This is a genomic window from Kumtagia sp., from assembly GCF_059502445.1.
In genome coordinates, this window is the sequence record NZ_JCACER010000009.1 from 43089 (window position 1) to 55891 (window position 12803).

A 12803-nucleotide genomic window follows, 5' to 3' on the forward strand; every position below is an offset into this window, starting at 1 on the left:
GCGCCTACCCCCGCGCCATCCGTGCCTCGCGGCCGCCGCGCCGTCTGCCGCCCCCTGCAGCCGCGCCCTCGGCGCCCGGCGTGACGACGGCGACCGGCGGCGGGGCGGCGTGCTCGCCCGGTTTGAAATCCTTGTAGGTCTTGATCCAGGTCATGCAGTCCCTGTCGGTGCCGTTGAGCACGTTGGCGGCGCGCACCGCTTCCATTTCCTGCGGGCGGACCGGGTTCATGATCGCCGAGGTCATGCCCGCGCCGATCACCATCGGGATGAAGCCGGCGTTGATGCCGTGGCGGTGCGGCAGGCCGAAGGAGATGTTGGAGAGGCCGCAGGTGGTGTTGACCTTGAGTTCCTCGCGCAGGCGGCGCAGCAGCGCGAAAACCTGGCGGCCGGCATCGCCCAGCGCGCCGATCGGCATGACCAGCGGGTCGACGACCACGTCATGCGCCGGAATGCCGAAATCCGCGCAGCGCTCGACGATCTTCTTGGCGACCGCGAAACGCACGTCCGGGTCCATGGAGATGCCGGTCTCGTCGTTGGAGATGGCGACGACCGGCACGTTGTATTTCTTCACCAGCGGCAGGATCGCTTCCAGCTTCTCCTCCTCGCCGGTGACCGAATTCACCAGCGGCCGGCCCTTCGCCACCTTCAGCGCTGCCTCGATCGCCGCGCTCACGGAAGAGTCGATCGACAGCGGCAGGTCGACCGTCTGCTGGACGATCTCCAGCGTCTGCACGAGCAGCGCTGGCTCCGTGGCGTTCGGGTCGACCGCGGTGACGCCGGCATTGACGTCGAGCATGGTGGCGCCGGCGGCGGCCTGCGCGATCGCGTCCTTGATGACCGTCTCGAAATTGCCGGCCGACATTTCGGCCGCCAGCTTCTTGCGGCCGGTCGGATTGATGCGCTCGCCGATGACGCAGAAGGGCTGATCGAAGCCGATGACGATTTCGCGGGTCGCCGAGGCGACGATCGTGCGGGTCATGGAGTTCTCCGTTCGGGGATATAAAGAGTTGGTTATATCGTTAGTGGTGAATGGTGAATAGTGAACGGTGATTATGGAAGCGGTCGGTGCGGAGGCTCACTTGCCGTCGCTGCAAATCCAAGCTTCCGCCCATTCACCATTCACCATTCACCATCAGTGGGCCGTCTTCACCATATCGACCTGGGTTTCGGTGACGTCGTCGTGCAGGATGTGGCCGAGCCGCTCGGCGACCCTCTGGTCGTCGGCACGGGCTTCGCGCTTCCAGGGCTGGCGACCTTTCAGCACGCCGCTCTCGTCGACGATCTCGGCGACATATTCCTCCTGGCGGTAAGCCATCACATGGACGCCGGAGACGCCGGGGATTTCCTTTACCTCGTTGATGATGTCGATGCAGAGCTTCTTGCCCTCGGCTTTCTGGTCCTGGGCGCCTTCCAGCCGCGTGATGATGGCATCGGGGATGTGGATGCCCGGCACGTTGGAGCGGATCCATTTCGCCGTCTTGGCGGAAGCCAGCGGGCCCACCCCAACGAGGATAAAAACCTTCTCGTCGAAGCCGAGATCGCGCACCCGCTGCATGAAGTCCCTGAACATCGGCACGTCGAAGCAGTACTGGCTCTGCACGAACTGCGCTCCGGCGGCGATCTTCTTGCCGAGGTGCAGCGGGCGGAAATCGTAGGGCGGGGCGAACGGATTGACGGCCGCGCCGAGGAAGAGCTGCGGCGGGGTGGTCAGCTTGCGCCCCGACAGGAATTTCCCATTGTCGCGCATGATGCGCACGGTTTCGAGCAGCGACATGGAATCGAGGTCGAACACCGGCTTGGCGCCGGGCTGGTCGCCGGCCTGCACGCCGTCGCCGGTGAGGCACAGGATGTTGGAGACGCCCATCGCGGCGGCGCCCAGCACGTCGCCCTGGATGGCGATGCGGTTCCTGTCGCGGCAGGCGATCTGCATGATCGGGGCATAGCCCATGCGGGTCAGCAGCGCGCAGATGCCGACCGACGACATGTGGCAGTTGGCGCCCGACGCGTCGACCGCATTGATGCCGTCGACCCAGCCATCGAAGATTTTCGCGCGATTGTAGACGTCTTCCGGATCGGCGCTGTCCGGCGGGTTGAGTTCGGTGGTGACGGCGAACTCGCCGCGCCGCAGCACCCGCTCCAGCCGGCCGCGCGAAGAATGGCCGGGCAGCGGCTCCAGCGGCAGGTGGATGCCGGCCGGATTCTCGTCGCGCTGCACGGAACGGCGCTCGATCATGCGGCTACCTTCGCCTGTTCCCGCTCGGCCGCGGCTCGCGCCGTGACACGCAACCAGGCCGAGGTCTCGCGCAGCGACTGGTCGACCGGCTTCTGCACGGCGAGGATGGCCTCGCCCTTGACCATGTTGCGCGAGCCTTCCCAGGCCTTCACCCAGACGCAGGGCATGTCGGGCTCGACCTCGCAATTGCCGTTGGCGCGCACCCCGCCGCAGGGACCGTTGCGCAACTGCTTCGGGCAGTTCATCGGGCAGGACATGCCGGTCGAGGACAGAATGCACTGGCCGCACATGCGGCAATCGAACATGAAACCCTTGACCCGCTTTTCGACGAATTTCACCGGCGCTTCGACGCGACCGTAGCCAAGACCCTTCCACAGCGGATGGAGCAGCAGGAAGACGTCGGCGAAGCGGGCATAAAACCATTCGAGCACGCGCGAATGGCGGATCGCCCACAGCCGCACCGAATAGGAACGCTGCATGCGCCGCTGCGGCGACACGTCGGCGGGCTTGTAATCGCTCTTCGGCGCCGCCTTCTTGACGATGGTCGCCTGGGTGACGCCGCCGCCTGCCGGCGGTGTCACGACGGGCGTGCCGTTGGCCGGCCCCTTGGCCGTCGTGGAGTTCGGGTGGGGCTCAGACATTTTCCTTGCCGCCGGATTTCGCGAGAGCGACCAGCCGCTCCCGGCCATACTTGGCGTCGAGTTCGACCGCCGCCTTGTCGGCTTCCGCTTCGAGGTCGTCGCCGACGGGCACCGGATCGGCTTTGCGCCACTCCGCCAGATAGGCGTCGGTCTCGGCAGCACCCGAGCGCATCGCCGCCATGTCGATCGCTTCGGTGAAGCGCAGTGGCAACTCGCGCTTGGCGCTCTGCCGGCCTCTTTTCACGATGACCTGGGCGGGGATGTCGCGCCAGTAGACGACGATGAGATCGGCCATTCGCAACTCGCGTGTTTCTGTTGCGCGAGCATTGCCGGAAGGGGGAGGGGCCCGCTTCTCATCCGGCGACGCGCGGGCCTTCAAAAACGACGCGCACCGACATCGCGGACAGGGCGTATCCGGCTTACCGGAACAGGTGCCGCTTCAGGTCGGCGGCCAGCTTGCGATGGAAACGGACGTAACCCTTTTCGGTGCTGCGCAGGTGCTCGGCGGCGATCCGATGAAATCGCGGCAACTGGTGGAACGGCACGGTCGGATAGGAATGATGCTCGGCGTGGTAGGGCATGTTCCACGCGAAGAACCGGACGAGCCCCGTGGTGAAGGTCGTGCGGGTGTTTTCGAGCATGTTGGCGACATGCGGGCAGCGCGTGTGCTCGGCCAGCAGATAGGCGCGCAGGAATGGCTGGCCGACCAGGGCAGGCACGATCCAAACCCACAGAAGGATGCTCGACCCGGCGACCAGGGAACTCGCCAGGAGCACGGCATAAAGCTCGAGAAAAACGCGGGCTTCCCATCGGATTTTTGGCCGGCCCTTCTCCGGAACGAAGCTGTCGCGGTTTTTCCCGGCCGCATTCGCGCAAACAACCCGCACCATGGCGATCCAGTACGGAATGCCGGAGAGATAAAGCAGGTACTGGCCCACCGTCTCCGGCTTCGGCGTCATGAGTTCGGGATCGTTGTCCGGATCGTGCGTGTGGCGGTGATGGGCGAAATGAAAATAACGGAACCAGTCCGGCGGAAGCAGGATCATGAAACCCGAGGCGAAGGCGACGGCACGGTTCAACCAGGGCGTCTCGAAAGCGGTGTCGTGGATCGTTTCGTGCAGCAGGGTAAACAGGAAGACGACGAGCACGCCCTGCGGTAGCATCAGCAGCGGCCAGAACGGAATTTTCAGGTCGATCGGGATGGCGAGCAGAACGATCAGGCCGCCATGAACGGCGAGGCGAAACAGGCCCGGCCGGTCGGCCTTCGCGGTGATGAGCCGGCGCTGCTCGGGCGACAGTTGCGCGATGACCGCGCGGTGATCGATGTCCGACATGGGCGGACATCTAACGGCAAAACCGCCGGCCGGTAAATGCCGGCTGCCTATGCGGCCTATGCGTTGCGGTTGCCTTCCGACGAATGCAAGAAAGCCCGCCGGCCAGCGTGCTGCCCGGCGGGAATGCTTTCAAGTCGGCACGCTATTTCGCCGCCTTGGCCGCGCGCTTTGCCGGTGCGCCGGAAACATCGAGCAGCGCCGCGAGCTGGTCGAGGGTTTCCTTGACGCCGAGTACGCGCGGCCGGCCGTCAACCGTATCGCCAAGCAGATAAACCGAGGAGCCGCCCGACTCCCGCGCAGTCACATGCGTTACCTTGTCGACCGCAAGCAGTACGGTCTCATCCCTTACACTGGTCAGCTTGATCCACATGCGTCCTCTCCCATTTACCCCGGCAGCTTAGCGCAGCCGCAGGTTGGAAGGGAACGGCCTGGGACAATCGATTTCCATCTCCTGCAGATCCGGCAAGTATTGCGAATGGCATGTTGACATAAAGATGTCTTTATGTGATTGCATGAATGTCGCATCGGAAATGAAGAGTGTCGCAAATGCCCTCTGTCGAAGAACTCTTCGGGCCGGTGGCAGCCAAGCCGGACGGTTCCGAAATCCTCGCTGCCCTGAAGGCGGCCGCGCGCGAGCGCATTCTCGTCCTCGACGGCGCCATGGGCACCCAGATCCAGGGGCTCGGCCTGGACGAGGACCATTTCCGCGGCGACCGGTTCGCCGGCTGCCCCTGCCACCAGCAGGGCAACAACGACCTGCTGATCCTCACCCAGCCGAAGGCGATCGAGGAGATCCACTACAAGTATGCCAAGGCCGGCGCCGACATCATCGAGACCAACACCTTCTCCTCGACCCGCATCGCGCAGGCCGACTATGCGATGGAGGACGCGGTCTACGAGCTCAATCGCGACGGCGCGCGGCTGGTGCGCCGCGCCGCCATCCGGGCCGAGCAGGAGGACGGCAGGCGCCGCTTCGTCGCCGGCGCGCTCGGGCCCACCAACCGCACGGCGTCGATCTCGCCCGACGTCAACAATCCGGGCTACCGCGCCGTCACCTTCGACGATCTCAGGCTCGCCTATGGCGAGCAGCTGCGCGGCCTGATCGACGGCGGCTCCGACATCATCCTGATCGAGACCATTTTCGATACGCTGAACGCCAAGGCGGCGATCTTCGCCTGCGAGGAGATTTTTGGCGAAAAGGGCGTGCGGCTGCCGATCATGATCTCCGGCACCATCACCGACCTATCCGGCCGCACGCTGTCCGGCCAGACGCCGACCGCCTTCTGGCATTCCGTGCGCCACGCGAAGCCGTTCACCATCGGGCTGAACTGCGCGCTCGGCGCCAATGCCATGCGGCCGCACCTCGCCGAACTGTCGGACGTGGCGGAGACCTTCACCTGCGCCTATCCCAATGCCGGCTTGCCCAACGCCTTCGGCCAGTATGACGAGAGCCCCGACTTCATGGCCGCCCAAGTCGAGGAGTTTGCGCGAGAGGGATTGATCAACGTCGCCGGCGGCTGCTGCGGCTCGACGCCGGAGCATATCCGCGCCATCGCCGAGGCGGTCGGCCAGCACGCGCCGCGCCAGCCGGCCAAGCGGCCGGTGCAGATGCGGCTGTCGGGCCTGGAGCCGTTCACGCTCACCGAGGAAATCCCCTTCGTCAATGTCGGCGAGCGCACCAACGTCACCGGCTCGGCGAAGTTCAGGAAGCTGATCACCGCTGGGGACTACGCGACCGCGCTCGATGTCGCCCGCGACCAGGTGGAAAACGGCGCGCAGATCATCGACGTCAACATGGACGAAGGCCTGATCGATTCGAAGAAGGCGATGGTCGAATACCTCAACCTGATCGCCGCCGAACCGGACATCGCCAAGGTCCCGGTCATGATCGACTCGTCCAAATGGGAGGTGATCGAGGCCGGCCTGAAATGCGTGCAGGGCAAGCCGATCGTCAACTCGATCTCGATGAAGGAAGGCGAAGAGGCGTTCCTGCACCACGCCAAGCTGTGCCGGGCCTACGGCGCGGCGGTGGTCGTCATGGCCTTCGACGAGGTGGGGCAGGCCGACACCAGGGCGCGAAAAGTCGAGATATGCAGCCGCGCCTACAAGCTCTTGACGGAAAAGGCCGGCTTCGCGCCCGAAGACATCATTTTCGACCCCAACGTGTTCGCGGTCGCCACCGGCATCGAGGAGCACGACAATTACGGCGTCGACTTCATCGAGGCGACCGGCGAGATCATCGACACGCTGCCGCATGTGCATATCTCCGGCGGCGTCTCGAACCTCTCCTTCTCCTTCCGCGGCAACGAGCCGGTGCGCGAGGCCATGCACGCGGTCTTCCTCTACCACGCCATCCAGCGCGGGATGGACATGGGCATCGTCAATGCCGGCCAGCTCGCCGTCTACGAATCGATCGATCCGGAGCTGCGCGAGGCCTGCGAGGACGTCGTGCTGAACCGCCAGCCGAAGGCCGGCGGCACGGCGACGGAGCGCATGCTGGAGATCGCCGAGCGCTTCAAGGGTGCCGGCGGCGGACAGGCGAAGGAGAAAGATCTCGCCTGGCGCGAACGGTCGGTCGAGAAGCGGCTGGAGCACGCGCTCGTCAACGGCATCACCGAGTTCATCGAGGCCGACACCGAGGAGGCGCGGCAAAAGGCGGAACGCCCGCTGCACGTCATCGAAGGACCGCTGATGGCCGGCATGAACGTCGTCGGCGACCTGTTCGGGTCGGGAAAAATGTTCCTGCCGCAGGTGGTGAAGTCGGCCCGCGTGATGAAGCAGGCGGTGGCGGTGCTGCTGCCTTATATGGAGGCCGAAAAGGCCGCCAATGGCGGAACGGAGCGCCGGAGCGCCGGAAAAATCCTGATGGCGACGGTGAAGGGCGACGTCCACGACATCGGCAAGAACATCGTCGGCGTCGTGCTCGCCTGCAACAATTACGAGATCATCGACCTCGGCGTCATGGTGCCGGCGACGAAAATCCTGCAGACGGCGCGCGACGAGAAGGTGGACGTGATCGGCCTCTCCGGCCTGATCACGCCGTCGCTCGACGAGATGGTGCATGTCGCCTCCGAGATGGAGCGCGAGGGCTTCGACATCCCGCTGCTGATCGGCGGCGCGACGACGAGCCGGGTCCATACAGCGGTGAAGATCCATCCGCGCTACGATCGCGGCCAGGCCGTCTACGTCACCGACGCCAGCCGCGCCGTCGGCGTGGTGTCGAGCCTGCTGTCGCCGGAGATGAAGCCCGGCTATGTCGGAACCGTTCAGGCCGAGTACCGCAAGGTCGCCGAGGCGCACGAGCGCTCCGAGCGCGAGAAGCAGCGGCTGCCGCTGGCGCGCGCCCGCGCCAACGCCCACAGGATCGACTGGGCGGGCTACACGCCGCCGAAGCCGTCCTTCCTCGGCACGAAGGTGTTCGAGAGCTGGGACCTTGCCGAGCTGGCGCACTACATCGACTGGACGCCGTTCTTCCAGACCTGGGAGCTGAAGGGGCGTTATCCCAAAATCCTCGAGGACGAGAAGCAGGGCGCGGCGGCGCGCCAGCTCTTCGACGACGCCCAGGCGATGCTGAAGAAGATCATCGACGAAAAATGGTTCGCGCCGAAGGCCGTCATCGGCTTCTGGTCGGCCAACGCCGTCGGCGACGACGTCAGGCTGTTCGCCGACGAGGGCAGGGGACGGGAGCTCGCCACCTTCTTCACGCTCCGCCAGCAGCTGCAAAAACGCGACGGCAAGGCGAATGTGGCGCTCTCCGACTTCGTCGCGCCGCTGGCCAGCGGCAAGCCGGACTATGTCGGCGGCTTCGTAGTGACGGCCGGCATCGAGGAGGTGGCGATCGCCGAGCGCTTCGAGCGCGCCAACGACGACTATTCCTCCATCCTGGTGAAGGCGCTGGCCGACCGTTTCGCGGAAGCCTTCGCCGAGCGCATGCACGAGAAGGTACGCAAGGAGTTCTGGGGCTATGCCGCGCAGGAGGATTTTTCGTCCGACGAGCTGATCGGCGAGGGTTATCAGGGCATCCGGCCGGCGCCGGGCTATCCCGCCCAGCCCGACCACACGGAGAAGGTCACGCTGTTCCGGCTGCTCGACGCCGAGAAGAACGCCGGCGTCAGCCTGACCGAGAGCATGGCGATGTGGCCGGGCTCGTCGGTCTCCGGCATCTACCTGTCGCATCCCGAGAGCTACTATTTCGGCGTCGCCAAGGTCGAGCGCGACCAGGTCGAGGACTACGCCGCCCGCAAGGACATGGGCGTGGCCGAGGTCGAGCGCTGGCTCGGGCCGATCCTCAACTACGTGCCGGGACCGGTCGCCGCGGCCGCGGAATAGGACCGGGCGACTTCCGGGCATCGAGCGTGCCGTGACGTGCCTGAGAAGCGCGCGCAGGCTGGCGCGTTCCGCGGCGAACGACCCCGCATTCACGCATTCCGCTTTCGGCAGCCATCAGATACGACCGATTCTTGGCAGGGTCTCGGATCAAATTTCTGCTATGTAGGAAGCAGATCGCCCGCGATGTCGCCAACAGCCAAAGTGCGAGGGGCACAACGGGCCTCTCGTTCATGGGGTTAGGGAGGAGCGCCGGGATGAGCACCGACCGGGATACCGTGCGGTCCTATGATACGGTCGCGGCGGAGTACGCTGCCGAGGCAGCGGCGGTGCCCGAATGGGTCGCGACGGAGATCGATGCGTTCGTGGCCGAGCTGGGTGGCTCGGGCAGGGTGCTGGAGATTGGAAGCGGCGGCGGGCGAGATGCACTTGAGCTTGAGAAGCGGGGAATCAGCGTCCGGCGCACCGACATTTCGAAGGGTTTCGTCGAACTGCTCCGCGAGGCCGGCTTCGAGGCCGACCTGTTGGACCCTCTGACCGATGACCTGGCCGACCCGCAGCGTCCCGGTATGCCGTACGACGGAATCTGGGCCTGTGCCTCTCTTATTCACGTCGCGCGCGAGGATTTCGGCACGGTGCTTGGACGGCTTGCCGAGGCGACCCGGACCGGTAGCCCACTGCACGCCTCGGTCAGAGAGGGCGATGGCGAGGATGTTTCCACATACGGCGGCGCTGCGGCGCCTCGGCGCTACGTCGAGACGTACTGGCGCGAGGCTGCCCTGCGGTCCGCACTCACGAAGGCCGGCTGGATCGTCAGCGAGATACGTCCGTGCATCGGAAGGCCCGATGTTCGGTGGCTGAGCATTCGGGCGAGACGGGCACGACGCACGCAGAGTCTGGGCCTGAATTGAACTTCCGGTTCGGGTCGAGAGCCGAAACTCAGACCGAGATGATATTCGATTCTTCGCCGGCTTGGCTTCGCCGCTGCGATGCGTGAGACCGTGCTTTTGCCACGGATACGGATTCCGGCGCGAGCCGACCGCGACGCAGCTCAGCCGCCGGCCTGCTTGCGGTGATCCGGTTGCAGGCAAGCATCAGTCTCGTCGCAGGTGAAGCGCGACGCCCTGTCCCCCTCTCTTTCCTGTGTCGGGTCGTCTCGGACGCCGTCCGGCTCGCCGGCTGGATGGCAGGCGCAGGGCGGACGAGCCGCCGCGCTGCCGGCCACCTTGCGCAAAAAACGCAGCATCATGCCGCCCGCTCCCATGAGGGGAACGGATCGGGCAGGTCGCGCCAGCGGGCCGGCATGAAGCCGGTTTCGGCGACGAGGCAGGCGTCCAGCTCCGCCCTGATCGCCTTCTCGTCCATCGGGTCGCAGCCAATGAAGACGATCTCCTGGCGCCGGTCGCCCCATACCGGATCGAGATAGGGCCGCATCGCGGCGCGCCATTCGGGATGGTCGGGCCATTGGTCCTTCGGCACGGCGGCCCACCACAGTCCGCGCTTGCCCGTCCGCACCAGCGCGCCGGCCTGGCTGAGCTCGCCGACATGGTGCGGACGGGTCGCCAGCCAGAAAAAACCCTTGGCGCGCACCACCCCCGGCCAGGGCCGGTTGACGAAAGCCTTCAGCCTCACTGGGTCGAAAGGCCGGCGTGCGCGGTAGACGAAGGAGCGGATGCCGTATTCCTCCGTCTCCGGGACGTGGTCGCCGAAACCGTTCAGCTCCTTGAACCACAGCGGATGCTGCTGCGCCTTTTCGAGGTCGAAGCGGCCAGTGTCGAGCACCTGATCGAGCCCGACTCTGCCGAAATCGGTTTCGACCAGCGCGGCGTCCGGGTTGAGCGCGCGGACGATCTTGCGCGCAAGGTCGAGATCGTGCGGGGCGGCTTCCGAGACCTTGTTGAGCACGATCACGTCGGCGAATTCGATCTGCTCCACCAGAAGATCGACCAGCGCGCGGTCGTCCCCGGCGCCGGCCGTCTCGCCGCGATCGCGCAGAAAATCCTGCGAGGAGTAGTCCTTGAGCAGGCTCGCCGCGTCGACGACCGTGACCATCGTGTCGAGCCGGGCGACGTCCGACAGGCTGTCGCCGTTGTCGTCGCGGAAATCGAAGGTGGTGGCGACCGGCAGAGGCTCGGCGATTCCTGTGCCCTCGATCAGCAGATAGTCGAAGCGGTCTTGCTCGCACAGCCGGCGCACCTCCTTCAAAAGGTCGTCGCGCAGCGTGCAGCAGATGCAGCCATTGGTCATCTCCACCAGCTGCTCTTCCGTGCGCGAAAGATTCGCGCCGCCGTCGCGCACCAGCGCGGCGTCGATGTTCACCTCGCTCATGTCGTTGACGATGACGGCGACGCGCCGGCCTTCGCGGTTGTTGAGCACGTGGTTGAGCAGCGTCGTCTTGCCGGCGCCGAGGAAGCCGGAGAGGACGGTGACGGGAAGGCGTTTCGTCGGCTTGGCTGCGTCGGGCATGTTTTTGGGATCCGTTCGGAGCTGGGGGATGCATCCGGCCCGAGTGCCCGGGCCGGATGCGGACGATCGCTTGGGAGGAACGACCATTCGTCCCGGCGAGGTATTCGCATTCGCCGGAATAGTAACGTAATAACATAACAAATCGGGAGAGCAAGCCCGCCATTTCGCCGGCGTCGCTGGAGACGCAGCCGAAGTCGCATTCTCGCGGGACGCCGGCCGCGCCCTCTGGTCTGATGATCCCCGTTCAAGGTGCCCTTCGGCGACAGGCCGCAGGGAGAATTGGGAAGCCGGTTTGATGCCGGCGCTGCCCCCGCAACGGTATCGAAGTTTTTCGTCTCGACGGGAGACCACTGGGCAAAGGCCCGGGAAGGTGTCGGGACGGGCCTGCCAAGGCCAGCTTCGGAGCCCGGAAACCAGCCTTGAAGCATCGGAACCCGACTGATCGCGGTGGGCGGTCAAGAGGCGGAAGCGCTCGGCCGGTCGCAACCCGACTGCCGTCGCCGATCCTCCTTCATCACCACCAGTTCAGTCCTTGCACCGTGAGGACAGGACATGGACGCACGCACCGAAATGCTGAGGATGATCCGACGCCGTCGCGACGGCTTCAGCCTGGAGCAGCCCTTCTACATCGACCCGGACTTCTTCAGGCTGGACATGGAGCTGGTCTGGTATCGCGACTGGCTGTTCGTCGGCCACGACTGCGAGATCGCCAAGCCGGGCAGCTTCTTCACCGTGCAGGTCGGCGACTATCCGGTGGTGATCGTGCGTGACCGCGAGGGGCGCATCCGCGCCTTCCACAATTCCTGCCGCCATCGCGGCAGCCGCGTCTGCAACGCCGAGCGCGGCATGTCGGCGCGGCTCGTCTGCCCCTACCACCAGTGGACCTACGACCTCGACGGAAAACTGCTGTTCGCGCGCCAGATGGCCGAGGGTTTCGACAAGGGCGCTTTCGGCCTCAAGCCGGTCGCCTGCGAAAGCGTCGGCGGCTACGTCTTCATCTGCCTCGCCGACGAGCCTGCCGATTTTGCGCCGTTCCGGGCGCTGATGCAGCCCTATTTCGCGCCGCACCGGCTGACCGAGGCGAAGATCGCCCACGAATCGACCATCGTCGAAAAAGGCAATTGGAAGCTCGTCTGGGAGAACAACCGCGAGTGCTATCACTGCGCCGGCAACCATCCGGAGCTGTGCAAGACCTTTCCGGAAGCCCCGACGGTCACCGGCGTCAACGGCGCCGAGAGCGACCCGGAGATGCTGGATCATTGGGCGAAATGCGAGGCGGCCGGCCTGCCGGCGCGCTTCCGCATCGACGCCGCCGGTCAGTACCGGGCCACCCGCGCGCCGCTGCTGCGCGACGCCGTCAGCTACACCATGACCGGCAAGCGGGCGGTGAGGAAGAGCCTGTCCGCGCAGGTGGCGGTCGAGCGCATCGGCACGCTGATGCTCTATCACTACCCGACGACCTGGAACCACATTCTCGGCGACCACGCCGTCACCTTCCGGGTGCTGCCGATCAACGCCACGGAAACGGCGGTCACCACCAAATGGCTGGTGCACAAGGACGCGGTCGAGGGCGTCGACTACGACCTGGCCGAACTCATCCATGTGTGGACCGAGACCAACGACCAGGACCGCCGCATCGTCGAGGAGAACGCCTTCGGCATCAAATCGCCGGCCTACGAGCCGGGGCCGTATTCCGAGCTGCACGAGGGCGGCGTCATCCAGTTCGTCGACTGGTACGCGCGCTTCATCGAGCCGCGGCTGGCCGAGGGCGGCAAGCCGGCGCTGCGCAGCGTCGCCTGACGG

Annotated in this window: 10 protein-coding genes and 1 riboswitch; of the genes, 3 read left to right on the forward strand and 7 right to left on the reverse strand. The window is 65.7% G+C overall.

Features of this window, described 5'->3' with window-relative positions:
* Positions 1-4: 4 nt before the first annotated feature.
* From AC5JDC_RS03845 to AC5JDC_RS03870, 6 genes are all read right to left on the reverse strand, one after another.
* A complete protein-coding gene (locus AC5JDC_RS03845; RefSeq protein ID WP_106771154.1) occupies positions 5-979 on the reverse strand; it encodes a methyltetrahydrofolate cobalamin methyltransferase in 975 nt (324 codons plus the stop codon).
* A 153-nt stretch (positions 980-1132) separates the two neighbouring features.
* Positions 1133-2233, reverse strand: coding sequence for a methylenetetrahydrofolate reductase (locus tag AC5JDC_RS03850; RefSeq protein WP_106771153.1), 1101 nt, complete (start codon positions 2231-2233; stop codon positions 1133-1135).
* On the reverse strand, positions 2230-2874 hold the full coding sequence (locus AC5JDC_RS03855) for a methylenetetrahydrofolate reductase C-terminal domain-containing protein (protein WP_495839261.1): 645 nt from the start codon (positions 2872-2874) through the stop codon (positions 2230-2232). Before AC5JDC_RS03855 ends, AC5JDC_RS03850 begins: the two co-directional genes overlap by 4 nt.
* Positions 2867-3169: a virulence factor gene (locus AC5JDC_RS03860; protein ID WP_495839263.1), complete on the reverse strand. Its 303-nt coding sequence runs from the start codon at positions 3167-3169 to the stop codon at positions 2867-2869. Before AC5JDC_RS03860 ends, AC5JDC_RS03855 begins: the two co-directional genes overlap by 8 nt.
* A 124-nt stretch (positions 3170-3293) precedes the next feature.
* The gene (locus AC5JDC_RS03865) at positions 3294-4208 is read right to left on the reverse strand and encodes a fatty acid desaturase family protein (protein WP_495839265.1); all 915 of its coding nucleotides are present in this window, start codon (positions 4206-4208) and stop codon (positions 3294-3296) included.
* A gap of 142 nt (positions 4209-4350) precedes the next feature.
* Positions 4351-4578, reverse strand: coding sequence for a hypothetical protein (locus tag AC5JDC_RS03870; RefSeq protein WP_106771151.1), 228 nt, complete (start codon positions 4576-4578; stop codon positions 4351-4353).
* Between the two features lie 176 nt (positions 4579-4754).
* On the opposite strand from AC5JDC_RS03870, the gene metH reads away from it, so the two are divergent.
* Both metH and AC5JDC_RS03880 read left to right on the forward strand, forming a co-directional pair.
* Positions 4755-8537: a methionine synthase gene (gene metH / locus AC5JDC_RS03875; RefSeq protein ID WP_495839267.1), complete on the forward strand. Its 3783-nt coding sequence runs from the start codon at positions 4755-4757 to the stop codon at positions 8535-8537.
* Positions 8538-8791: 254 nt separating this feature from the next.
* A complete protein-coding gene (locus AC5JDC_RS03880) occupies positions 8792-9445 on the forward strand; it encodes a class I SAM-dependent methyltransferase (RefSeq protein ID WP_495839269.1) in 654 nt (217 codons plus the stop codon).
* A gap of 334 nt (positions 9446-9779) precedes the next feature.
* Here the strand turns inward: AC5JDC_RS03880 and zigA are convergent, their stop codons facing one another.
* On the reverse strand, positions 9780-11000 hold the full coding sequence (gene zigA, locus AC5JDC_RS03885) for a zinc metallochaperone GTPase ZigA (RefSeq protein WP_495839271.1): 1221 nt from the start codon (positions 10998-11000) through the stop codon (positions 9780-9782).
* A gap of 230 nt (positions 11001-11230) precedes the next feature.
* Positions 11231-11436: riboswitch (cobalamin riboswitch) on the forward strand.
* 116 nt (positions 11437-11552) lie between these two features.
* Here zigA and AC5JDC_RS03890 point away from each other — a divergent pair.
* On the forward strand, positions 11553-12800 hold the full coding sequence (locus AC5JDC_RS03890; protein WP_495839273.1) for an aromatic ring-hydroxylating oxygenase subunit alpha: 1248 nt from the start codon (positions 11553-11555) through the stop codon (positions 12798-12800).
* Positions 12801-12803 lie beyond the last annotated feature (3 nt).